The sequence below is a fragment of the Amycolatopsis sp. NPDC051371 genome, assembly GCF_040682155.1.
Classification (GTDB): domain Bacteria; phylum Actinomycetota; class Actinomycetes; order Mycobacteriales; family Pseudonocardiaceae; genus Amycolatopsis.
Map to the genome: position 1 here is coordinate 234,391 of NZ_JBFBAG010000005.1, position 23,181 is coordinate 257,571.

At 70.9% G+C, this 23,181-nt stretch carries 22 protein-coding genes; 9 read left to right on the top strand and 13 right to left on the bottom strand.

The genetic code is table 11. The annotated features are described in order from the left end of the window. Window positions 1-104 precede the first annotated feature (104 nt). The 6 genes from pqqB to AB0M59_RS09480 all read right to left on the bottom strand — a co-directional run bounded on the left by pqqB (window position 105) and on the right by AB0M59_RS09480 (window position 4,508). Complete coding sequence (gene pqqB, locus AB0M59_RS09455) at window positions 105-932, bottom strand: pyrroloquinoline quinone biosynthesis protein PqqB (protein WP_364611311.1); 828 nt, start codon at window positions 930-932, stop codon at window positions 105-107. After that, on the bottom strand, window positions 929-1,993 hold the full coding sequence (gene pqqE, locus AB0M59_RS09460; RefSeq protein WP_364611314.1) for a pyrroloquinoline quinone biosynthesis protein PqqE: 1,065 nt from the start codon (window positions 1,991-1,993) through the stop codon (window positions 929-931). The genes pqqB and pqqE overlap by 4 nt, the downstream gene beginning before the upstream one ends. Then, a complete protein-coding gene (gene pqqD, locus AB0M59_RS09465; protein WP_364611317.1) occupies window positions 1,984-2,250 on the bottom strand; it encodes a pyrroloquinoline quinone biosynthesis peptide chaperone PqqD in 267 nt (88 codons plus the stop codon). Before pqqD ends, pqqE begins: the two co-directional genes overlap by 10 nt. Beyond that, window positions 2,247-2,930, bottom strand: coding sequence for a pyrroloquinoline-quinone synthase PqqC (pqqC, locus tag AB0M59_RS09470; protein WP_364611320.1), 684 nt, complete (start codon window positions 2,928-2,930; stop codon window positions 2,247-2,249). The genes pqqD and pqqC overlap by 4 nt, the downstream gene beginning before the upstream one ends. Window positions 2,931-2,933: 3 nt before the next feature. Next, the gene (gene pqqA / locus AB0M59_RS09475; protein ID WP_086670354.1) at window positions 2,934-3,029 is read right to left on the bottom strand and encodes a pyrroloquinoline quinone precursor peptide PqqA; all 96 of its coding nucleotides are present in this window, start codon (window positions 3,027-3,029) and stop codon (window positions 2,934-2,936) included. Window positions 3,030-3,143: 114 nt separating this feature from the next. Then, window positions 3,144-4,508 carry a wax ester/triacylglycerol synthase family O-acyltransferase gene (locus tag AB0M59_RS09480; RefSeq protein ID WP_364611323.1) on the bottom strand — a complete coding sequence of 455 codons (1,365 nt, stop codon included), beginning with the start codon at window positions 4,506-4,508 and terminating at the stop codon, window positions 3,144-3,146. Window positions 4,509-4,589: 81 nt separating this feature from the next. On the opposite strand from AB0M59_RS09480, the gene AB0M59_RS09485 reads away from it, so the two are divergent. From AB0M59_RS09485 to AB0M59_RS09510, 6 genes are read left to right on the top strand one after another with little or no spacing between them, the layout of a single operon-like run. After that, window positions 4,590-5,768: an FAD-binding oxidoreductase gene (locus AB0M59_RS09485; RefSeq protein ID WP_364611326.1), complete on the top strand. Its 1,179-nt coding sequence runs from the start codon at window positions 4,590-4,592 to the stop codon at window positions 5,766-5,768. 44 nt (window positions 5,769-5,812) lie between these two features. Further along, on the top strand, window positions 5,813-7,435 hold the full coding sequence (locus AB0M59_RS09490; protein WP_364611329.1) for a thiamine pyrophosphate-binding protein: 1,623 nt from the start codon (window positions 5,813-5,815) through the stop codon (window positions 7,433-7,435). Further along, window positions 7,432-9,462 carry a hydantoinase/oxoprolinase family protein gene (locus AB0M59_RS09495; protein ID WP_364611332.1) on the top strand — a complete coding sequence of 677 codons (2,031 nt, stop codon included), beginning with the start codon at window positions 7,432-7,434 and terminating at the stop codon, window positions 9,460-9,462. Before AB0M59_RS09490 ends, AB0M59_RS09495 begins: the two co-directional genes overlap by 4 nt. Then, the gene (locus AB0M59_RS09500; protein ID WP_364611335.1) at window positions 9,459-11,159 is read left to right on the top strand and encodes a hydantoinase B/oxoprolinase family protein; all 1,701 of its coding nucleotides are present in this window, start codon (window positions 9,459-9,461) and stop codon (window positions 11,157-11,159) included. Before AB0M59_RS09495 ends, AB0M59_RS09500 begins: the two co-directional genes overlap by 4 nt. Before the next feature lies 1 nt (window position 11,160). Continuing rightward, entirely contained in the window at window positions 11,161-11,946 is a 786-nt protein-coding gene (locus AB0M59_RS09505) for an SDR family oxidoreductase (protein ID WP_364611338.1), read from the top strand. Between the two features lie 4 nt (window positions 11,947-11,950). Then, entirely contained in the window at window positions 11,951-12,637 is a 687-nt protein-coding gene (locus AB0M59_RS09510) for a GntR family transcriptional regulator (protein ID WP_364611341.1), read from the top strand. Here the strand turns inward: AB0M59_RS09510 and AB0M59_RS09515 are convergent. Then, window positions 12,618-12,857 (bottom strand): hypothetical protein, encoded by a 240-nt coding sequence (locus AB0M59_RS09515; RefSeq protein ID WP_364611344.1) that lies wholly within the window; start codon window positions 12,855-12,857, stop codon window positions 12,618-12,620. The genes AB0M59_RS09510 and AB0M59_RS09515 overlap by 20 nt on opposite strands. A gap of 86 nt (window positions 12,858-12,943) precedes the next feature. Between AB0M59_RS09515 and AB0M59_RS09520 the strand changes: the two genes are divergently transcribed. Further along, window positions 12,944-13,921: a helix-turn-helix domain-containing protein gene (locus AB0M59_RS09520; RefSeq protein WP_364611347.1), complete on the top strand. Its 978-nt coding sequence runs from the start codon at window positions 12,944-12,946 to the stop codon at window positions 13,919-13,921. Window positions 13,922-13,925: 4 nt separating this feature from the next. Here AB0M59_RS09520 and AB0M59_RS09525 read toward each other — a convergent pair whose 3' ends face one another. Together AB0M59_RS09525 and AB0M59_RS09530 are read right to left on the bottom strand one after the other, a co-directional pair. Beyond that, complete coding sequence (locus tag AB0M59_RS09525) at window positions 13,926-15,851, bottom strand: NPCBM/NEW2 domain-containing protein (protein WP_364611350.1); 1,926 nt, start codon at window positions 15,849-15,851, stop codon at window positions 13,926-13,928. 114 nt (window positions 15,852-15,965) lie between these two features. Next, window positions 15,966-17,924 carry an NPCBM/NEW2 domain-containing protein gene (locus AB0M59_RS09530; RefSeq protein WP_364611352.1) on the bottom strand — a complete coding sequence of 653 codons (1,959 nt, stop codon included), beginning with the start codon at window positions 17,922-17,924 and terminating at the stop codon, window positions 15,966-15,968. A gap of 135 nt (window positions 17,925-18,059) precedes the next feature. Between AB0M59_RS09530 and AB0M59_RS09535 the strand changes: the two genes are divergently transcribed. Then, the gene (locus tag AB0M59_RS09535) at window positions 18,060-19,253 is read left to right on the top strand and encodes a CoA transferase (RefSeq protein WP_364611355.1); all 1,194 of its coding nucleotides are present in this window, start codon (window positions 18,060-18,062) and stop codon (window positions 19,251-19,253) included. A gap of 196 nt (window positions 19,254-19,449) precedes the next feature. Next, entirely contained in the window at window positions 19,450-20,718 is a 1,269-nt protein-coding gene (locus AB0M59_RS09540; RefSeq protein ID WP_364611358.1) for an aspartate aminotransferase family protein, read from the top strand. A gap of 376 nt (window positions 20,719-21,094) precedes the next feature. Here AB0M59_RS09540 and AB0M59_RS09545 read toward each other — a convergent pair whose 3' ends face one another. The 4 genes from AB0M59_RS09545 to AB0M59_RS09560 form a co-directional block, all read right to left on the bottom strand. Beyond that, window positions 21,095-21,532: a VOC family protein gene (locus AB0M59_RS09545; protein ID WP_364611361.1), complete on the bottom strand. Its 438-nt coding sequence runs from the start codon at window positions 21,530-21,532 to the stop codon at window positions 21,095-21,097. Next, window positions 21,511-21,708, bottom strand: coding sequence for a hypothetical protein (locus AB0M59_RS09550; protein ID WP_364363167.1), 198 nt, complete (start codon window positions 21,706-21,708; stop codon window positions 21,511-21,513). The genes AB0M59_RS09545 and AB0M59_RS09550 overlap by 22 nt, the downstream gene beginning before the upstream one ends. 131 nt (window positions 21,709-21,839) lie before the next feature. Next, entirely contained in the window at window positions 21,840-22,343 is a 504-nt protein-coding gene (locus AB0M59_RS09555) for a GNAT family N-acetyltransferase (protein ID WP_364611364.1), read from the bottom strand. Between the two features lie 31 nt (window positions 22,344-22,374). Further along, window positions 22,375-23,169, bottom strand: coding sequence for an IclR family transcriptional regulator C-terminal domain-containing protein (locus AB0M59_RS09560; RefSeq protein WP_364611480.1), 795 nt, complete (start codon window positions 23,167-23,169; stop codon window positions 22,375-22,377). Between the last annotated feature and the right edge of the window lie 12 nt (window positions 23,170-23,181).

Genomic DNA, 23,181 nt, shown 5'->3' on the forward strand with positions numbered 1-23,181 from the left:
AGGAACTTCAAAGCGAAGTACTCATGAGAGGTAGTCGCCGGAGGGATCCAAAAGGTTTACGTCCGCGACGCAATCGTGACGGTGTGCGGAAAGGAGTCGCGCGGTCACACAGTGAACTCCGTGCCGTCCGCCGGGAGCAGAGCGCCCGCGGACAGCACGGCGGCGTGTTCTTCCGACACCGGGTCCAGCACCGGGTTCGTGTTGTTGAGGTGCGTGAACGCCCAGCGCCCGGGCCGCCCGGCGATGCGGGCCAGGCTCGCGGTGATCGGCAGGTGTCCCATCGCGAGTTGGTCCGGCCCGCCGACGCCGGCCATCTCGTCCGGCGCGTAGAACGTTCCGTCCAGCAGTACCAAAGAGGCATCTCCGACAAAGGAGTCGAACCCCGGCGGCCAGCTCTTCAAGCACGGCGCGTACACCAGCACACCGCCGGTCAGGACGTCCGAGATCCGGTAAGCGAACGCCCACGGACCGTGCCCGGTGGAGGAAACGTACTTCGGCTTCTTGTCGCTCACCGGCAGTACGTCGACCCGCAGTCCGGGAAGGTCCACAAGAGACGTCCAGCCGCCGTAGCCGTCGGTGATCGCGCGAACCGGTGACAGTGCGTCCAGTACCGTGTCCGGCGCGTATACCGGGAGTCCGCCGGCCTCGCGCAGCATCAGCAGGCCCAGCGAGTGGTCGAGTTCGGCGTCGGTCAGCAGCACCCCGCGCAACGGGGTCTCGCGCGCGCCCGGCCCCGCGAGCAACGCCGGCGTGGAGAGGATCTGGGAACGGATGTCCGGTGAACAGTTGAGCAGGTACCAGCCGGCGCCGTCCGCGCTGATCGCGACGCAGTCCTGGGTACGCGGGGGCAGCCCGGCCGTGCACAGGCGGCACGCGCAGTTCCACTGTGGACACCCGCCGCCCGCCGCGGTACCGAGCAGGATCACCTTCACCGGCGCATGACCGGTTCGGACTCCGCGGGCCGGGCCAAAACGAGATCGACGACGGAACGCCGAGACGACCGCGAGCACACCGGGTCGGTGGCCGCGGCATCGCCGGTGAGCAGGAACGCCTGGCAACGGCAGCCGCCGAAGTCGACGCCGCGGCGGTCGCACGTCCGGCACGGCTCGGACATCCAGTCCTCGCCGCGGTAGGCGTTGAACGACGAGGAGCGGTACCAGATGTCGGCCAACGGCGTCTCTCTCACGTTGTCCAGGGTGAGCGTCGAAATCGCCGACGCCGCCGGGCACGGCAGCACGGTCCCGTCCGGCGCCACGGTCAGCTGCCGCGCGCCCCAGCCGTACATGCACGGCTTCGGATACGGCTCGTAGTAGTCGGCGACGACGTAGACGATCTCCATCGTGCCCCGCAACCGCGACACAGCCGCGCGCACCACCGGTTCCGCCGCGGCGAGCTGCGCCGGCGTCGGCATCAACGCCTCGCGGTTGCGCAGCGCCCAGCCGTAGTACTGGGTGTTCGCCAGTTCGAGACGGTCCGCGCCCATCCGCTCGGCCAGCGCGATGATCCTGGCCAGCTGGTCGTGGTTGCGCCGGTGCAGCACGACGTTCAAGGACAACGGCAGCCCGGACGACTTCACCGCCGCGGCCGCGGCGAGCTTGTGGTCGAACGCCCGCGCACCGGCCAGCTGATCGGAACGCTCCCGCGTCGCGCCCTGCGCCGACAGCTGGACGTGCGCGAGCCCGCGTGAGACCAGGTCGTCGAGCCGCGCGGATGTCAGGCCGAGGCCGGAGGTGACGAGGTTGACGTAGCACCCGAGCGAGCTCGCGTGCGCCACCAGCGAAGGCAGGTCCGGCCGGGCCAGCGGCTCGCCGCCCGACATGTGCACCTGCAGCACGCCCAGCTCGCGCGCCTGCGAGAGGACCGAAATCCAGTCCGAAGTGGACAACTCCGCGGCGCGCGAAACGAGTTCGACGGGGTTGGAGCAATAAGGACAGTGCAGTGGGCACCGGTGGGTCAGCTCGGCCAGCAGGCCGAGCGGCGGGGTCACGTCCATGCGACGACCCGCCGTTCGCCCAGCCGCGCCAGCACGTCGAGGACGTCCTGTTCCCGGACGCCGGTGAAGCGCTTTCCCAGCACCGCGGCGATGGCGGTGACGGTCCGGGCGCCGTCGCAGAGTTCGAGCACCGCGGCCGCGGTGACGTTCGGGACCAACACACCTTCGGGGAACAGCAGGACGTGCGTCTCCCGGACGTGGTCGAAGGACAGCCGCACGCCGCGGCGCAGCTCGGGAACGGAGCCGGCGGCGATCATGCGCGCTCGATCGCGTCGAGCATTGACCACAGCACGTCGCACTTGAACGACAGGGCCGCGATCGCGCGGTCCTGCTGCTCGCGCGTGACGCAGTGGCGGACGACGATGTCGAGCGTGTCCTTGCCCTCGCCGGAGACCTTGTCGATGCGGTTGGTGAAGTAGTCGAGGTCCGCGCGCGCGATCCACGGGTAGTGCGCGAGCATGTCCGCGACGCGCTGCTGCATCAGGTGCCCGGCGAACATCTCGGTGAGTCCGGAAGCGACGGCCTCCCACCACGGCTTCGTCCGTGCGAACGTCACGTAGGCGTCGACGGCGAACCGGACGCCGGGAGCGACGTGCCGCTCGTCGAGCACCTCGTCCCGCGACAGGCCGACGGCCTCGCACAGTCGCAGCCACCGCTCGATTCCGCCGGTGCCGGCGTGCGGGCCGTCGTGGTAGACGATCCGGTCGAGCCACTGGCGCCGGATCTCCGGCAGGGGGCAGTTGCTGATGATCGCCGCGTCCTTCCGCGGCAGCTGACACTGGTAGTACCAGCGGTTGGCCGCCCAGACGCGCAGCCCGCGCTCGTCGAGCTCGCCCGCGTGCAGGCGGCGGTGGAACGGGTGCGTGCCCCAGTACCGGTCCGAAAGACCGCGCAGGGCCGCGATGAATGCGCTTTCCGCGAGCGGCTCGACGGGCATCGGTCAGTCCGCCATGCGGGCCGCGTAGGCGGTCACCTCCATGGGAGTTTCGTACTCGACGAAGTCGGGGGTCGTCCACACCTCAACGGATTCGGTCATTTCCTGCTCCTCTCCCGGACTGGTCGTCGCCACGGTAGGAGGGGACGACCGGACTGGCCAGAGCAGTTCGGAAAGTTTCCTTCCGATGGCGCAGCGGGGTGCCGATCAGCGGGGCTACTTGACCGCCGCCTCCAGCTCCACGAGCGCCGTGTCCAAATGGGTCAGGATCCGCTGCAGGTGCGGCACGCTGCGGCGGCAGCCCGTGACGCCGAAGTCGAGGTTGTCGCCGTTGCTGGTCAGCGTGATGTTCACGGCTTGGCCGTCGAGCAGCACCGACGCCGGGTAGATGCCGTCGAGCTGCGCGCCGTTCCAGTACATTTGCCGGCGCGGCCCCGGCACGTTCGAGATCACCAGGTTGAACGGCGGCCGCGTGTTGTTGACGATGCCCGGGATCGGCGAAACACCGAGCTGCGCGACGTTAACGGCCGATAACAACAGCGTCTGCAGCGGCGTCAGCTCCGAGAACAGCCGCTTGCCGTTGCGCATCGACTGGTGGATGGTGACGAGCCGCTTGCCCGCGTCCGGCAGGTCGGTGGCGAGGTTGCACAGCAGCGCGCCGATGTTGTTGCCCGCCGCCTCGCCCGGGTCGTTCTGGCGGCGCAGCGACACCGGGACCATCGCGACGAGCGGCGCGTCCGGCAGTGCGCGCTGCTCGATGAGGTAGTCCCGCAGCGCGCCCGAGCACATCGCGAGCACGACGTCGTTGCGCGACACCCCGGCGGCGGTGGCCACCTGACGCACGCGGTCGAGCGACCACGACTGCGCCGCGAACCGCCGCGCGCCGCCGATCGGCACGTTGAACATCGTCCGCGGGGCCTGCCCCGGCAGGGTCACGGTGTGCTCGCCGAACGCCTCGCGCGCCACCTTGATCGCGGCCGGCGCCAGCCCGGCGAGCTGGTTGGCGGTCTTGCCGGCGGTCTGCAGGAACGACCGCGGGCGCTTGACGCGGCCTTCGCCCGGTTCGCGCCGGGTGCCCCACCACGGCGGGCAGTCCATGTCCGCGGGGTCGTCCGACAGCGTGCCCTGCAGCTGGCGCAGCGCCGAGACGCCGTCCATCAGCGCGTGGTGGACCTTGGTGTAGACGGCGAACCGGCCGTCGGACAGCCCCTCGATGAGGTGCGTCTCCCACAGCGGGCGGTGCCGGTCGAGCAGCGTGCTGTGCCAGCGTGACGTCAGTTCCAGCAGCTCGCGGATGCGGCCCGGCTGCGGCAGCGCCGAGTGCCGGAAGTGGTAGTCGAGCTCGAGGTCGGTTTCGGCGCGCCAGGCGACGTGACCCATCGTGTTCACCGGCCGGGCCGGGCGGCGCCGGAACACCGGGCGCAGATTTTCGGATTCCAGCAGCGAACGGCGGATGTCGCGGAGGTACTCCGGCCCGGCTCCGTCAGGTTTCTTGAACAGCTGCAGACCGCCCACGTGCATCGGATGCTCGCGCGTTTCGACCAGGAGGAACATCGAGTCGGTCACGGGCATCATCGCCATGGGACATCACCTTCCGCACTCGGCACGCCGGACTCTACGCGCTCGGCGGCCGTGGGTGGATCACGTTCTACATTGGCGAGTATGACCGTCCGCGGCACCGGGGAAACGTCCTTGCCACCGATGGCCGAGTGCGTCGTGATCGGCGGCGGTGTGATCGGTGTGAGCTGCGCGTTCCGCTTGGCGGAGGCCGGCGTCGACGTCCTGCTGCTGGAGCGCGGCGGGCTCGGCGAAGGCTCGACGGCGAAGGCCGCGGGCGGCATCCGGTCGTCGTTCACCAGCCGCGTGAACGTCGAGCTCGGCCTGCGCGGGCTCGCCGCGTACAGCGCTTTCTCCCGCGACTTCGGCGTCGAGATCGACTTCCGCCGCGACGGCTACCTCTACCTGCTCACCGACCCGGCGGATGTTGCCGCAATCGGACATTGCTCGGAGCTGCAGCGCGAGTACGGCGTTCGCAGTCACCTGCTGGATCCCGCGGAGGCGAAGCACCTCCTCCCGCTGCTCGAGACGGACGGGCTCGTCGCCGCGCTGTGGTCCCCGGACGACGCGAAGGCCACGCCGGACGCCGTCGTCCAGGGTTATGCGAAGGCGGCCCGCGCGTGTGGCGCGACGCTCCGGACCGGCGTCGAGGTCACCGGGATCGAGCGTGATGACGACACGTTAACCGGCGTTAACACGACGGCCGGGTTCGTCCGGACCGGCGCGGTCGTGTGCGCGGCGGGCGCGTGGTCGGGACGGGTCGGCGAGCTGGCCGGGCTCGACCTCCCGGTGCGCCCGTTCCGGCGCCAGGTCGTGTTCACCGGGCCGGTGCCCGGGCTGCCGGACGCGGTGCCGCTGACCATCGAGATGCCGTCGGCGTTCTACTTCCACCGCGAGGGCCCCGGCCTGGCCATGTCGTTCTGCGAGGACGACGGCTTCCCGGGCTTCGGCACCCACTACGAGGCGGGCGAGTGGCTGCCGCGGCTCGCCGAGCTGGCGGGGCGTCGCATCCCGGCCGTCCTCGACGCCGGCATCCGGACGGCTTGGGCCGGGTTGTACGAAGTGACGCCCGACCGCAACCAGATCGTGGGGGAAAGCGTCCTGTTGTCGCGGTTCTTCTACGCGACCGGCTTCTCCGGGCACGGGTTCCAGATGGGACCGGCGGCCGGCGAGCTGATCCGGGACCTCTACCTCGGACAAGAGCCGGCCGTGGACATCGCGGAGCTCGACGTCCGGCGGTTCGAAGGCGCCGATAGCGCACCGGTCGAGCACAACATCGTCTAGGGGTTGATTGCCAGATCGTTCAACGATCTGGCAGTATCCGAGCCGTGGCTGTGAGTGGTGCTCGGGAACTGGTGGACGCGCTCGAATCGCTGGGGACCGAGATCGTCTTCGGGCTTCCGGGGGTGCACAACCTGCCGTTGTGGGAGGCGCTCGCCGAGACCCGCATCAAGCTCGTCGGGGTCCGCCACGAACAGACCGCGGGCTACGCGGCCGACGGGTACGCGCGCGCGACCGGCAAGCTCGGCGTCGCCCTCGTCACGACCGGGCCGGGCGCGGCGAACACCCTCGGCGCGGTAGGCGAAGCCATGGCATCGGCCGCTTCGGTGCTGATCATCGCCACCGACATCCCCTCGACGCTGCGGCGCCCCGGCGTCGTCCGCGGCGTGCTGCACGAGACGTCCGACCAGCAGGCGATGTTCGCGCCGGTGACCAAGGGTGTCTTCACCGTGCGGGCCGCCGACCAGATCGGCACCACCGTGCACCGCGCGGCGCGGCTCGCGCTGGAACCCCAGAGCGGCCCCGTCTACCTCGGCGTGCCGACCGACTACCTGCGCGAGACCGTGCCGCACCGGCGTCCGCCCGCTCCGCACCGCAAGCCCGACGGCGACGTCCCCGACCTCGCCCGCGCGGAAGCGATGCTGTCCGATGCGAAGTACCCGCTGATCTGGGCCGGCGGCGGCGCGTTGCGATCCGGGGCCGGGGACGCCATCGGCGCGCTCGCCGAGAAGATCGCCGCGCCGGTCATCACGACGTTCGGCGCCCGCGGCCTGCTCCCGCTCGACCACCCGTGCCTCGCCCCGAACCCGGTGCACACGCCGGAGGTCGGCGAGCTGTGGGACGAGGCCGACGTCGTGCTCGCCATCGGCACCGACTTCGACGGCCTGATGACGCAGAACTGGCGGATGCCGAAGCCGCGCAAGCTGGTCGCGATCAACGTCGACGCCGACGACGCCGCCAAGAACTACCCGCCCGACCTGACTCTGGTCGGCGACGCGCGCGCGATCGTCGAGCGGCTGCTGCCGAAGCAGCGGCCGGGGCTGAACGACATCACGTTGCGGCTGGCCGGCATCGGCCGCCGGGTCCGCCAGCGGATCCGTGACGAAGAGCCGCAGGCCTACGACTTGCTGTCCACTTTGGACGAAGTGCTGCCGATGGACGCCGTGCTGGTGTCCGACATGTGCGTCGCCGGCTACTGGGTCGGCGGCTTCCACCGGGTGCGGGCGCCGCGCAAGCTCGCCTACCCGATGGGCTGGGGCACCCTCGGCTACGGCTTCCCGGCGTCGCTCGGCGCCGCCGCGGCGGGTGTCGGGCGCGCCATCTGTATCACCGGCGACGGAGGTTTCCTCTACGGCTGCGGCGATCTGGCGACGCTCGCGCAGGAACAGCTGCCGGTCACGGTCGTCCTGGTCGACGACGGCGGCTACGGGATGCTGCGCTACGACCAGGATCGCGAGGGCCTGCCGCACCGCGGGGTCGACTGGGACAGCCCCGACTTCGTCGGCCTGGCCCGGTCCTTCGGCGTGCACGCCGACCGCGTGTCCGGGTTCGGGCGCGCGTTCCGGCGGCTGCTCGGCGAGTTCGTCGAGTCGGACGAGCCGAACGTCCTGGTCGTGAAGGCCAAGCTCAAGCCGCCGCTGAACACCTCGCCGCGGTGGTATCGCACATGAGGATCGGCGTCGACATCGGTGGCACGTTCACCGACCTCTGCGCGGTGGACGAGACCGGGATCGTCGCGGTCGGCAAGGTACTGACGACGCATGACGAACCCGCGCGGGCGGTCGAGGAGGGCCTCGACGCGCTGCTCGCGGAGTCCGGGATCGCCGCTTCCGCGGTCGAACAGGTCGTGCACGGGACGACTCTGGTGACCAACGCGCTGATCGAGCGCAAGGGTTCGCGGACCGCGTTGCTCGCCACCGCCGGCTTCCGGGACGTCCTGGAGATGCGCCGCGAGCACCGGTACGAACTGTACGACCTCCAGATCGAGCTGCCCGCGCCGCTGGTCCCACGGCACCTGCGGTTCGACGTCCCGGAGCGGATCCTCGCCGACGGATCCGTCCACACTGGACTCGATGAGGAGCACGTAGCCCGGCTCGGTCGTGAGCTGGCTTCACGCGGCATCGAAGCGGTCGCCGTCTGCTTCCTGCACGCGTTCACGAACCCGGTGCACGAGCGGCGCGCGGCCGAGGTCCTGGCCGAGGTGGCGCCCGGACTGCGCGTGGCACTCTCCTCGGACGTCGTCCCCGAGATCCGCGAGTTCGAGCGGACGTCGACCACGGTCGCGAACGTCTACGTCCAGGACCTGACCGAGTGCTACCTGCGCGACCTCGAACAGCGGCTGCGGCGGCTCGGGATCGCCGGCGCGCCGCACATCATGCTGTCCAACGGCGGACTGGCCACTGTGGACACCGCGGCCCGGCACCCGATCCGGATCCTCGAGTCCGGCCCGGCGGGTGGAGCGCTGGCGGCCGCGTCGATCGGGCCGGACGATCTGCTGGCCTTCGACATGGGCGGTACGACGGCGAAGCTGTGCCTGATCGCCGGCGGCGCGCCGCTCGTCACGCACCAGTTCGAAGTGGACCGCAAGTACCGGCTGCTGCCCGGGTCCGGGCTGCCGGTGCAGGTGCCGGTCACCGACATGATCGAGATCGGCGTCGGCGGCGGCTCGATCGCCCGGATCGACGCGCTCGGCCTATTGACTGTCGGCCCCGATTCGGCCGGGTCCGAGCCCGGCCCGGTCTGCTACGGCCGCGGTGGCACCGAGCCCACCGTGACCGACGCCGATCTGGTCCTCGGCTACCTCGACCCGGGCTATTTCCTCGGCGGCGGGATGACGCTCGATGCCGCGGCAGCGCGCGAAGCGATCAGCCGCATCGCCGAGCCGCTCGGTGTCAGCGTCGAAGAGGCTGCGTGGGGCATCCACACGAGCGTCAACGAGGACATGGCGAACGCCGCCCGCGTGCACGCCGTCGAGCGCGGCCAGGATCCGGCGAAGCTGCCGATGTACACGTTCGGCGGCGCGGGCCCGGTGCACGGCGTCGGTGTCGCCCGCGCGCTCGGGGCGCCGTCGGTCGTCGCGCCGCCCGCCGCGGGCGTGCTGAGCGCGGCGGGGTTCCTCACCGCGCCGCTGGCGTTCGACTTCGTCCGGTCGGCGCGCGCGGCCGTGCACGATCTCGTGTGGGAGCAGGTCGACGCGCTCTTCGCCGAGATGGAAGCCGAGGGCGCGGCGCTGCTCGCGAAGTCCGGTGCTTCCGAGGTGACCCACCGGCGGATCGCCGAGATGCGCTACGCCGGGCAGGGGTACGAGATCCGCGTCCCGGTCCACGGCGGCAGTTGGCCGGACGCCTTGATCGACGAGTTCACCGCCACCTACCGCGCGCTGTACCGGCGAACCGGGCCCGAGGTCGGCGTCGAGGTGCTGAACTGGCGGGTCGTCTCAAGCGGCCCCGTGCCGGCCGTGACACTACGGCTGACCTCGTCGAACACTGCCGGAGACGCGCGGAAGGGCACGCGTCAGGCCTACTTCCCGTCGGCAGGGGGATTTGTCGACACGGCGGTGTTCGACCGGTACCTCCTGACACCGGGTGAGCGCGTCGACGGACCGGCCATCGTGGAGGAACGCGAGTCCACAGTGGTCGTGCCACCGGGCGCGCACTGCGTCGTCCGGGAGGACGCGGCGCTGGAGGTGACGGTGTGAGCGTCGACCCGATCCTCGTCGGGCTGTTCGGCAACCGGCTGCACTCCATCCTCGCCGAGCAGCAGAACGCGCTGGTCAACACGGCCTTCTCCGCCGTGGTCCGCGAATCGCTCGACCTGGCCTGCGCGGTGTTCGACTCGCGCGGCGAGATGATCGGCCAGTCCGTCGGCGGCACGCCCGGGCACATCAACGCGATGGCGACCGGCATGCACCACTTCGTCGCCGCTTACCCGCCGGAGCAGCTCGAACCCGGGGACGTGCTGCTGACCAACGACCCGTGGCAGACGGCCGGGCAGATCAACGACATCACCGTCGCGACGCCGGTGTTCCTGCGGGGCAAGCTGGTCGCGTGGTTCGCGTCCTGCTGCCACGCGCCGGACATCGGCGGCCGGCTCGTCTCGGCCGAAGCCCACGAGGTCTTCGAGGAAGGCCTGCGGCTGCCGATCCTGAAGTTCTTGAACGCGGGCATCGTCAACGCCGATCTGGAACGGCTGATCCGGGCCAACGTCCGGACGCCGGAGGAGACCATCGGCGACCTGTACGCGCAGGTCACCGGCAACGAGGTCGGTGCAGCCAGCCTGTTGCGGCTGCTGGACGAGTTCGGGCTCGACTCCCTCGACGACGTCGCCGCCGAGATCATGAACCGCTCCGAGAAGGCCTTGCGCGACGCGCTGCGGGAGCTGCCGGACGGCGTCTACACCAACGAGATCGTCACCGACGGCTTCGGGGACGAAGAGATCGTCCTGCGCGTGACGGCCACTGTGGACCGTGACGAGATCCACCTCGACTTCGCGGGGTCGTCGCCGCAGAGCCGTCGCGGGATCAACGTCGTCCTGAACTACACGCGGGCGTACGCGTCCTTCGCGGTCAAGGCGGCGATCTCGCCGGAGGTGCCGCACAACGCCGGGTCGTTCCGGCCGGTGCACGTCACCGCGCCGGAAGGTTCGGTGCTGAACTGCCTGCCGCCCGCCCCGGTCGCGTCCCGGCACCTGATCGGGCACTTCCTGCCGTCGCTGCTGATCGGCGCGCTGCCCGGCGCCGCGATCGCGCCGAGCGCGGACGCGTTGTGGATGACGATCTGGCGTGGTCCGGGGTTCATGCTCAACGTCTTCCAGACCGGCGGCATGGGCGCGCGCGCCGGCAAGGACGGGCTGAACACCACCGGGTTTCCCAGCGGCCTGCGCTCGACGCCGACCGAAGTCATCGAGACCATGGCGCCGCTCGTCCAGTACACCCGCGAGTTGCGGGTGGACTCCGGCGGTGCCGGACGGTGGCGCGGCGGCCTCGGCCAGGTGACGACGATGGCCGCGCGCGGCCAGGACTCCTGGAGCGTCAACGGGAACGTCGACCGCCTGCGCGCCGCGGCGTCCGGGGTGGACGGCGGAGAGGCCGGCGCGGCCGGGCGCTTCGGCTTGCGTGACGGGGATGACCTGCCGGCGAAGAGCCGGGTAGCGCTGACGCGTGAGTCCGTTGTGGACATCACGCTGCCCGGTGGCGGTGGCCACGGGTCGCCGTTCGCGCGGCCGGTGGCGGCGGTCCTCGACGACGTCGTCGAGGGGTACGTCTCGGTGGAGGCGGCGCGCGAGGTGTACGGCGTCGAGGTGCGGTACCTCGGCGACCCGGCCGCGCTCGTCCGGCTGCCCGGGGACTACGCGGTGGACGAAGAGCAGACAGCACGACTGAGAGCGGGGAAGTGACATGAGTCGGTTGGCCGGCAAGGTGGCGGTCGTCTTCGGCGGCGCGCGGGGCATCGGCCTCGCCACGGTGAAGGAGTTCCTCGCCGAGGGCGCGACGGTGTTCGCTTCCGACATCCGCGAGCCCGCGGTAGCCGTCGACGGCTACCGCCACTCCATAGTGGACGCCACCGACGAGGACGCCGTGGCGGCATTCGTCGACGGCGTGCTCGCCGAAGCCGGCCACATCGACGTGTTGGTCAACAACGTCGGCATCCACCTCGGCAAGACCCTCGCGGACACGACGCTGGCCGAGTTCGACAACATCTTCGCGCTCAACGTGCGTGCTGCCTTCCTCGGCACGCGCGCGGTGCTGCCGCACATGATCGAGCGGAAGGCCGGCAGCATCATCACGACGTCGTCGAACGGCGGCGTGATGGGCCGCCCCGGCGACCCGGTGTACAACGCCACCAAGCACGCGCTGGTCGGGCTGACGAAGTCGATCGCCGTCGCCCACGCCCACCAGGGCATCCGAGCGAACACGGTGAACCCCGGCGCGATCGACACCGACATGCTGCGCAGCACGCTGAATTCGCCCGAGGAGTTCGAGACCAAGCAGCACCAGCTGGTCGCGAGCACGCCCGCGGCGCGCGTCGGCGAGGCGTGGGAAGTCGCGAAGGCCATCGTGTTCCTGGCGAGCGACGAGTCGCGGTTCATCAACGGCGTCGTGCTGCCGATCGACGGCGCGAAGGCCGCGGGCGCGATGCCGGGCAACCGCTACAGCCTCGACTTCGAACTCGGCGTCAGGTAGCGCCGTGTCCGTCGATCCCTCGGGGCTGGAGAGCGAGCGGCACCTGCTCGAGCGCAGCGGCACGGCCGAACGGGTCGCCGCGATCCTGCGGCAGTACATCACCGACGGCGTCTTCGCTCCCGGTGAACGGCTGTCCGAGCCGGTGATCAGCTCGGCGCTCGGCGTTTCGCGCAACACGCTGCGCGAGTCGTTCCAGCTGCTGGCCCACGAACGGCTGGCGGTGCACGAGCTGAACCGCGGCGTGTTCGTGCGTGAACTGACCATCGAGGACATCGAAGACCTCTACGTCGTCCGCCGCGCCACCGAATGCGGTGCCCTGCGGCGGGCGGCGGAGTTGTCCACTGTGGACCTGGGGCCGGTCGAGCAGGCCCTGCGCGACGGTCGTACGGCGGCAGCGGCCGAGGACTGGCCGGCGGTCGGCACCGCCAGCATCCACTTCCACCAGGCGCTCGCCGACCTGGCGGGCAGCGAGCGGATCTCCGCGACGATGCGCCAGGTGCTCGCCGAGACGCGGTTGTTCTTCGTCCTCAACGAGAACACGCGCGAGTTCTACGAGCCGTTCCTCGGCTGCCACGAACAGATCCTGCGCGACCTGCGGTACGGCCGGTTCGGCGTCGCCGAGGCCGCGTTGGACCGCTACCTCCGCGACGCCGAAGCCCGGCTGCTGGCGCTCAGTACCCCCGCGACGTAGGGGACAGGACCGTCGGGAACACGACCTTGAACGCGTACGGCCGCAGCAAGACGGTGACCCGGTACCTCCCATCGGGGCCGGCCGACCAGCTGTACCAGGCGATGGTCCGGACGACGGACGACTCGGCGTACGCCGGGGCGGGCTGGGCCGCGGCGGGCGGTGCCGAGGCGAGGAGCACGGCGGCCACGGCGGCCAGGGTTGTCGCGCGTCCTGAGGGCACGGCACAAGTCAACCCCGCCGGAGCCGCCGACCGGAAAGGATTCGAGCCGGTTCAAATCCACCGCGGCGGCTGTTACCGTCGATCGGGTGTTCACGCTGCGCGTCGACGCGGAGACAGTGGCCAGGACCCGGTTTTCGCCGTCGCTCGCGGCGGAGTCCCTGGCCTGGCTGAAGCTCGTCGCCGGCTCGGCGCGTCACCCCGTGTTCGGGGATCCCGGCCCGCTCGCCCGGGCGTCCCTCACCCACCCGGACGTCGCCCTGCTCCTGGACCTGCTGCCGCGCACCGGCGAGGTCTACACCCCCGACCTGCTCACCCCGCAGCCCGGCACGGCCACCCGGCACCGCGACCTGCTCGACGAGCAGATCGCGCGGATCGAGGCGACCCCGCAGGACGACCTCGAGGAGCAGGTGCTCTCCCACACGCAGGTCCACTGGAGCCGGCCGCTGCCGGTCAAGGCCCGCCGCGTCGCGGAGTCGGGGTCGATGCCGCGACGCCTGGCCAACGGCCTCGCCCGGTTCTGGCGCGACGCGCTGGCCGAGGACTGGGCGGGACTGCAGGCGGTGCTCGACCGGGACATCACCCACCGCGCGCGGACCATCGCCGGCCACGGTGTCGGGGCGGTGCTCGGGTCCCTGCACCCCTCCATCGGCTGGGCGGGCGACGCGATCACCCTCGCCATGCCGTTCGACGGCGAGGTCGACGTCGCCGGCCGGGAGCTGGTCCTCGCCCCCGGCGTGCTCAGCTGGCCCGGCACCAGCATCCAGGTCGACGTGCCCGGCCAGGTCGTGCTCTGCTACCCCGCGCACGGGATCGGCACCGGCGGGGCGCACGAGCCGGGCCGCATCGCACCGGTGGTCGGCGCCGCCCGGGCGGCGCTGCTGACCGACCTCGAAACCGCACGGTCGACGGCGGAGCTCGCCACCCGGACCGGGTACGCCGCGGGCACCATCTCCTACCACCTCGCCGCGCTGCACCGCGCGGGTCTCGTCAGCAAGGTCCGGGACGGCCGTTACGTGCTGTACCGGCGGACCCCGCAGGCCGTCGTCCTGCTGGAAGGCGCCTGAGCGTTCAGCAGGTGACGTTCGGCGCGATCCAGTCGGCGAACTCGCCGGCCGCTCCGTCACCGCCGTCGTCGACCGCGATCGCCAGCTGCTGGACGCCGGTGACCGGCACCGTCACCTTCTGGGCCTTGGTGCCGGGACGGACCAGTCCCGTCGCGAACAGCTCGCGGCCGTCGCCCAGGACGCGGAAGGACACGGTGGCCTGCGGGCTCGCCGCGTCGTCGACGCCGTACTGCGTCGAGAACGTCTTGCACTTACCGCCGGGGTAGAGCCGGATCACCGACGGCGCGTGCACGCCGATGCCGCTGTTCGGCTGGTAGCCGACGCCACCGACGGACATCGCCCGCCCGTTGGCCACGCTGCCGCGTTCGACCACGCCGAGCCCGTTTTCCGAGTACAGCCACGGCCGCGTGGACACGTACGTCGTGCCGGTCGACGGCGCGCTCACCAGCGGCACTTCGGCCGAGCCCGCGGCGGTGCGCGGGCCGGCTTCGGTGGTGTAGGTGCCGTTCGCCGTGACCAGCGTCTTCGCGGCCGGCGCCGCGGCCGGCCGGAGCGTGATGTCCCGCGTCACCGTGCTGCCCGGCGAGACGCGCGGGACGGTGACCTGCGCGGGCCCGTCCAGCTGCCAGCCGGCCGGCGCGGTGATCGTGTACTGCGCGTCGGTGATCGGGGTGTCGCCGTCGTTGGTCAGCGCCACGGTGCCGTCGACCGGCTGACCGGCCAGTAAGCCCTCCGGCAGCTGCACGCCCAGCGTCACCAGCGGTTCGGCGGGGGCGGGCAGCCCCGGCCAGACGCGCAGGAAGACCCCGGACAGCCCGGGCACGGACGCGCGCAGCGTCCCGGTGCTGGTCAGTTCGGCGCCGGTCCAGAGGTTCTGGACGCGGTACGCCGGCGCCGCCGCGATGCCGGACTCGGCGAGGTCGAAGGGGATCGTGCGCGCGTACCCGCCGCGGTTGAGCAGCAGCACGGCGACCGAGCCGTCGGTCATCGGTTTCGCCCAGACCTCGCCGTCGCTCAGGTCGCGGACCTTGCGGCCCGGCGTCCCGGACCAGTCCTGGTCGACCGCGATGACGTCCCAGTTGCCGATCGTGTCCAGCGGGAACGACTCGTTCGGCATGAGCGGCGCGTTCAGCAGCGCCCACAACGAGAACTGCGCGCGCCGCACCGGCAGGTCGAGAAAGCTGAAGTTGAGCTGACCGGGGTCGCTCCAGCCGCCCGGGCCGGTGTGGCCGGCGAGCGCGGGCTGCTTGTCGACCTCGTTCATCACGGCCGCGAGCGGTTCGGTGAGGGCGGCGTTGAGCTGCCACGTGTGCGCGCCGGCGCCGGGCGCCCACTCCCACTGGCGGTAGCCGGGCGGCAGCATGTCGAGCGTCGCGAGCGTGATCGGGCGGCCGGTCGCCTTCAGCGCGTCGCTCATCTTCCCGACGGCCGCCGCGGCGCCGTTCTCGCCGCCGCACGTGTCGTACTCGAGGTAGTCGACACCCCAGTCCGCGAACGTTTGCGCGTCGACGACTTCGTGGTCGCGCGAGCCGGGCATCGAGCTGCCGCAGATCAGCGCGCCGGTGCCGCTGTGCAGGCCGAACTTCAGCCCGTTGGCGTGCGCGTACGCGATCAGGCCGGGCAGGTCCGGGTACTTCGCGGTGTCCGATTGCAGCTTCCCGTCGGCGGCGCGCGTCTTCGCCGCCCAGCAGCTGCTGATGTTGACGTAGGTGTAGCCCGCGTCCCGCAGTCCGGAGCTCACCAGCATGTCGACGGCGGCCCGGACCTTCGCGTCGTCGATCCGCGGGCACTGGTTCCAGCCGCGCGACCACGAGATCCCCATCGGCGGGGTCGCGGCGATGACGGGCTCTTCGGCGGCGGCGTTCGCGGGAGCGGTGACCGCGGCGGCGAGGCCGAGCAGGCTGAGCAGCAGAACGCAGAACCGGCGCATGGGTCCCTCCCCGGGGCCACGGACAAGATCTCCAGGGTAAACCGGCACAAGGGAGAAAACGCCGCACCCGGACGAGTGGCCGGGGACGGCGCGGTGTGGGTGATTTCCCCGCTCTCAGCAGGTGATCGTGGCGTCCGCCCAGTCGGCGTGGTCGGAGTCGTTCGTGTCCCCGCCGTCGGTGACGACGAGGTCGAGCACCTGCACCCCGCTCAGGTTCGCGGCGAGTTGTTGCGCGGGCAGGCCGGCCGTCATGACGCCGGTTGCGGCCAACTCCTTGCCGTCGCCGAGGACCTGGAACGCGACGCTGCCCTTGGCCTTTTCGTCGTCGTGGCCGACGGACGCGCCGAACGCCGTGCAACCGCCGCCCAGGTAGAACCGGACGCGCGACGGCGCGTGCACGCCGAGGCCGTCGTCGTAGGGCACGCCGCCGATGGTGATCTTGTGTCCGTCACCGGCTTTCGACTCGCCGTTGCTCGTGCCGCGTTCGACCGGGCCGTAACCGTTCTCGGCGGACAGCCAGGTCGCCTTCGACAGCGGTGTCACGCCTTTCGCCGGCGGTACCACGATCGGCGCGCCGCCGTCGGCTGTCAGCGAGCGTTTACCCCAGGCCGTCCAGTAGTTCGCCGTCGCGGTCAGGGCGACGCGGTCGCCGCTGGGGGTGTCCGGCCGCACGGTCCAGGACTTCTGCCAGGACCGGCCGGGCGCCACCGCCGGGACGAGGGCGTCACCGCGGCCGTCGAGCTGCCAGCCGGCCGGGGCGGTCAGCTTGACCTGCGCGGCGACGAGCGGAGTGCTGCCGTCGTTGGCCAGCTTCAGCGTGGCCGTGAACGGTTTGGCGGCGTCGGCGAAGTCGGGCGCCTGCACGGTGAGCGTCGACAGCGGGGCCGCGTTCGGGAACTTCGCCGGCCAGACGCGGAACACGGCGGCGCCGTGGCTCGGCACCGACGCCCGGAGCGTGCCGGTGGACTCGGTTTCGGCGCCGGTCCACAGGTCGCGGACGCGGTAGTCGCGGGCCTTGCCGAGGCCGAGTTCAGCCGTCGTGGCGGACATCGGCGCCGCGGTCAGGCCGCGGTTGAAGAGCACGACCGCCGCCGAGCCGTCCGACATCGGCTTGGTCCAGACCTCGGTGTCGCCGTCGTCGCGGAGCTTGTAACCCTGTTTACCCGCCCAGTCCTGGTCGAGCGCGACGATGTCCTTGTTCTCCAGGATCTTCTTCGTGGTGTCGGACATCGATCGCAGGTCGTTGCCGGCGAGCAGCGGCGCGTTCATCAGTGCCCACAACGCGAAGTGCGCCTGGTACTCGGTGGTCGTCATCTTGCCGTTGCCGACCTCCAGCATGTCCGGGTCGTTCCAGCCGCCCGGGCCGGCGTACCCGGCCAGCGGGACCTGCTTGTCGAGGATCCCGGTCATGCTGCTCCAGCTGTCGCTGATGTCGCCGGTCGTGCGCCACAGCTGCGCGCCGGCGTCCTTGCCCCAGAGCCACGGCTGGTTCTGGCCCCACTCGCAGAGCGCGTAGAGGATCGGGCGGCCGGTCTTCTTGATCGCTTCGCCCATCTTCGTGTAGCGCTCGATCGCCGGGCGGTCCTGGTTGTTGCAGTTGTCGTACTTGAGGTAGTCGACACCCCAGTCGGCGAACGTCTGCGCGTCGACGTCCTCATGGTCGAGGCCGCCGGGCATGGTCTTCTGGCAGGTCAGCGTGCCGGCGCTGGTGTAGATGCCGAGCTTGAGGCCGCGGTCGTGGACGTAGTCGGCCAGCGCCTTGATGCCGCTGGGGAAGCGCGCGTGGCTGGCCTCGAGCTTGCCGTCGGCGGTGCGGTTCTGTTCGGCCCAGCAGTCGTCGATGTTGACGTACTGGTAGCCGGCCGCCTTCAGTCCGGAGCTCACCATGGCGTCCGCCGTCTCGCGGATGAGCTCTTCGTTGATGTCGCAGTGGAACTTGTTCCAGCTGTTCCAGCCCATCGGCGGACGCTCGCCCAATTGCTGCGCCGGTGGCGATTCGGCTGCTCGGGCCGGGGTGGGAGACACGATCGCGGCGGCCACGACGGCGGCCGCGAGCCCGACAAGAAGACGCATGATCCCTCCAGGAGTGCGCAACTCTGCACAAACTCACTCAACAACAAACACCATGGAGAGGTCGGATGTCTACGGCCGTTAGGAGGAACACCTTGCGGAATCCCGGGCCGTGGGAGAGAAAGGGCCGTGACTTCGATGCCTGCTGACCGCGACGGTTTCCGCCCGCTGGACGGGATCAAGGTCGTCGACCTGTCCCGCATCCTCGCCGGGCCGTACTGCACGCAGTACCTCGGCGAGATGGGCGCGGACGTGGTGAAGGTCGAGCCGCCCGGCCACGGCGACGACACCCGCGGCTGGGGGCCGCCGTTCGTCGGCGAGAGCGACGAAGCCGTGTACTACCTCGCGGCGAACCGGAACAAGCGCGGGATCGTGCTCGACCTCAAGAGCGACCGCGGCCGCGAAGCCCTCCGACGTCTGGTGGCCGACGCGGACGTGCTCGTCGAGAACTTCCGCCCGGGGACGTTGGAGAAGTGGGGTCTCGGGTACGCGGCTTTGTCGGAGCTGAACCCGCGGCTGATCCACGTGTCGATCACCGGGTTCGGGCAGACGGGCCCGTACCGCGACCGCGCGGGCTACGACCTGGTGGCGCAGGCTCTCGGCGGCGTGATGTCGCTGACCGGCGAGCCCGACGGCGCGCCGGCGAAGGTCGGGCTGCCGGTGGCGGACCTGAACGCGGGGACGTGGGCGATCATCGCGGTGCTGATGGCCCTGCAGGCCCGGCACACGACTGGCCGCGGCCAGTACCTCGACGTGTCCCTTTTGGACAGTCAGCTGGCGTGGCATGTGTACGCGGCAGGCGCTGTGTTCTACGACGCGCCACGCCCGCGCCGGATGGGGTCGGCGCACCCGAGCATCGTCCCGTACCAGGCGTACCACGTTTCGGACGGCTGGCTGATCATCGCGGTGGGCAGCGAAAAGCTGTGGCACGCGTTCTGCGGGGTGCTCGGTTTGGACATCGCTTCGGACTCGCGGTTCTCTTCGAACGCTCTTCGGGCCGCTCACCGTGACGAGCTGAATGCGCTTTTGGAGCCGGTGCTGCTGACGCGCACGGCGGCGGACTGGATGAAGTCCTTCGACGCGGCGGGCATCCCGGCGGCCCCGATCAACGAGATCGACGACGTGTACGCGGACCCGTGGACGGCCGCGCGCGACCAGGTGGTTCGCCTCCCGCACCCGACGGTGGGGACGTATGTGGGGACAGGCTTCCCGGTGAAGGCCTCGGATACGCCGGCGCGTCCGACTTCGGCACCGCCGACGTTGGGGCAGCACACCGCGGAGGTGCTGGCGGAGCTGGGGTACTCGGCGGAGGAGATCGCGGAGTTTCTGTGAGGTTGGCGCGTGACGGGTTTCCAGTGCAGGTAGTCGGTGACCGTGCTGGTTCGCGTCCCCGAGGTCGGCCGGGCGGCGTGGCCGTTACCGGTTGCGCTGCCATCCGGTCCAGTCCGGCGGCCCGAAGTGTGCACGATGGAGTGTTCGCGCTCTCGGCGTCGCCCTGGTAGGGATGGGGGAGGATTGAGGAGGACCGATGTCAGCACAGCACGCCCTTTGGCACCCGTTCGCCGACATGGGCGCCGTCGACGGCGACCGGATGGTCATCACCCGCGGTGAGGGCTCCTACGTCTGGGACGACGCCGGCCGCCGGTACTTCGACGCCACCGCGTCGCTCTGGTACGCGAACTTCGGCCACGGGCGCCCCGAGATCACCGAGGCCGTCAGCAAGCAGCTTCAGAAGCTCGACTCGTACAACCTGTTCGGCTACAACGCGAACGAGCCGGCGATCGAGCTGGCCGACCGCGTCGCCGGGCTGGCGCCGACCCCGGGGTCGAAGGTCTTCTTCGGCTCGGGCGGCGGGGACGTCATCGACACCGCTGTGAAGCTCGCGCGGGCGTACTTCGCGCAGACCGGGCGGCCGGAGAAGACGCACGTCATCGGCCGTGCGCAGGGCTACCACGGAACGCACGGCTTCGGCACGGCCGTCGGCGGCATCCCGGCCAACGCGGCCGGCGTCGGGCCGCAGCCGCCGGAGTTCTCGCACGTCCCGTTCGACAGCGCCCCGGCGCTGGAGGCCGAGATTTCCCGCGTAGGCGCGTCCCGGGTCGCGGCGTTCTTCTGCGAGCCGGTGATCGGCGCGGGCGGCGTGCTGCTCCCGCCGGAGGGCTACCTCGAGGAGGTGGCCGCGATCTGCCGCCGGCACGACGTGCTGTTCGTCGCGGACTGCGTGATCGCGGCGTGGGGCCGGCTCGGGACGTGGTTCGGCATCGACCGCTGGGCGGTGCAACCGGACATGATCACGACGGCGAAGGGCATCACCGGCGGCACGATCCCGCTGGGTGCGCTGGTCGTGGCGCCGGGGGTGGCGGAGCCGTTCTTCACGGGCGCGCCGGGCGCCCCGATCTTCCGCCACGGCGCGACGTACGCGGGCCACCCGGTGGCCTGCGCGGCGGGCTTGGCAACGCTGGACATCTACGAGCGCGACGGCCTGATTGCCCGCGGCCGCGAGCTGGAAAAGCCGTTGGCCGACGCGGTGTCCGGGGTTCTCGACCACTCGCTGGTCGCGGAAATCCGGGCGGGTCTGGGTTTCCTGGCCGCGGTCGAGCTGACGGCGGAGGTCATGGACGCCGACCCGGGCGCACCGGTCAAGCTGCAGCGCGCATGCCGGGACGAGGGCGTGATCGTGCGGAACCTCGGGCGGGGTATCGCGGTGTCGCCGCCGCTGGTCGCGGGGGAGACGGAGCTGGATTTGCTGGCTTCTGCGCTCCCGAAGGCGCTGGACCGCCTCGCGGCGCAGGTCTGACACCGGCTCACCCTGGTCGGCTCACGCCGGGGTCATGAACGACTCTTCCTGTCCTCCGACGGCAGGAAAGAGTCGTTCATGACATTCGTGCACCGGCACCGGCACCGGCACCGGGGTCGGCGTGACTGGGGCCGGTGCTGGTGTGACTCAGGCCGGTTCTCGCGTGATCGAGACCGGATCTCGCGTGATTGAAGCCGTAACTCGCGTGACTGGGGCCGGAACTCGCGTGATTTGAGCCGGAACTCGCCAGTCCTGCGGTAGCCCGCCCCCGCGTAGCTCGGTGCGGAGCTGAAGTGGGCGGCGGGTTGCCCTCCAACCCGCCGACCGCGAGCACCAGCAACGAGCACCGGCACCGAATGTCCAGCGCCGGGCACCCTTACGAAATGCAGAACTCGTTGCCCTCCGGGTCCGCCATCGTCACCCAGCTGTGCGGCCCCTGCCGCCCCCGGTGCAGGAACTTCGCCCCGCGCGCCGCCAGTTTCTCCAGCGTCGCCTCGACGTTGTCCGCGCCCACCCACACGTCGATGTGGAGCCGGTTCTTCACCGTCTTCGGTTCCGGTACCTCCTGGAACAGGATCCGGCGAGGTGGACCGTCGGGTGGAGAGTCCGGATGGCGGATCGCCGCCCCGGTCCGCCACACCAATGCCCCGTTGTACGTCCGGGTTTCCTCTTCCTTCGCGTACCCCTTCGCGATCATCTCGCGGATGAAGTCCGCGTCGGTCGGTTCCACGGGCCAGCCGAGCGTCTCGGCCCACCACTCGGCGAGCGCGTGCGGGTCGGCCGTATCCACCACTACCTGGAAGTCATGCGCCATACGGGCACGTTAACGACCGAGTCCGACATTTTCCGGAGCATCGAGTCCTCGGGCACGACCGTGAAGCGCCACTTGTCGACGCCGCCGCCCATGATCTCGGCGTAGCGGCGGGCGCCGTCGGCGTTGGCGAACCGCACCTGCTGGCCGTTCGTCAGGTGGGTGATCTTGACCGCCATGACAACCTCCGAAGTCTGTGAGCCGGCCCAGGAGCTTCCCCCTCCGAGGCCGGCGAGCACAGTAGAACACATGTTCGACCCGGTGCGCCAGTGGATCCCCCAGCTAGGGGAGAAAAAGGCAAAACTGCAGGTCAGAGTGGTCGGATCATCGCCACGCGCGGCCAGGCGTCCAGGCCGCGGGCCGCCTCCGCGCGGCGGATCGCGCGCAGCCCGTCGGTGATTTCGACGTCCGCCAGCACCCGGAACCGCAGCCGCTCGTAGTAGGGCGCGTTCCACGGCACGGCGGAGAACGTCGTGAGCGTCAGCGCCGGCAACCCGCGAGAAGCCGCCCACTCGGCGAGCGTCTCGATCAGCGCGCTGCCGAGCCCGCGCCGCGCGTGCGAGGGCCGGACCGAGACCTGCTCGACGTGCGCGTGCCCGTCGATGACCTCGGCGATGAGGTACGCCACCGGCCGGTCGCCGTCGTCCACGCTCACCCACGCGCGGCCGTCGGATTGGTACACCGCCAGCTCCGCCACCGAGCCCGGGTCGTCGTCGGCGATCGCGGCCATGTCGAGGGCACGGAACAGGCTGCCCGCCTCGCGTTCGATGTCGATCAACGCGGGCAGGTCGTCGGGGCGCGCGAGCCGGATCACGAAGGCATTCGTACCCGCCCGGCCGGGATTTTCACAGCGAATAAGACGAAATCGTGCGTTGGATGCGGGTCGCGTACCCCTGCAGGGCGGTGATCGCGGTGCGCCGGGCCTCCTCGGTGATCCGCGCGGCCGGACCGGCCAGGCTCAGCACGGTCGGCCGCCGCCCGTAAGCCTGCACCGGCACCGAACACGCCCAAACGCCTTCGTCGATTTCCCCTGAGCTGACCGAAAACCGGTTCTCCAGCGCGTGCTTGAGCTCGTCGCGCACGAAGCTGCCGCGCTGCTCGACGATCGGCGCCAGCCGGCGGTCGCGCTCGATCTCCGGCAGGAGCGCGAGCAGCATCTTCCCGGACGCGCCCAGGCCGAGCGGCAGCGAATGCCCCGGCTCGAACGTGAACCGCATGGCGCGGTCGCACTCGACGCGGTCCGCGCACACGGCGGCGTCGCCGAACTGCTGGAAGAGCATCACCGTCTCGCCGAGCTCGCGCGCGGCTTCCTCCATCGACGGCTTCGCCAGCCGCACGAGGTCGTTCGCCAGCTGCGCGGCGCGCGCGAGCGGCATCACCTGGCTGGTGAGGTGGTAGTGCCCGGCCCGGCCCTCCTCGAGCAGCTGCAGCTCCTTGAGCAGCGCGACGTAGCGGTAGGTCGTCGCGACCGGGGTGCCGATCGTCGCGGCGAGCTCGGCGACGCTGGCCTCCCAGCGGCTTTCGGAAAAGGCGAGCAGCAGCTGGAGGACCTTCCGGGAACTGCTGGCGCCGGGGGTGCGGCGCGGTGCGGTGGTGGCGGAACCGTCAACGGCACTGGCGGCACTGACGGCAGGCGTCATCATGACCTCTCG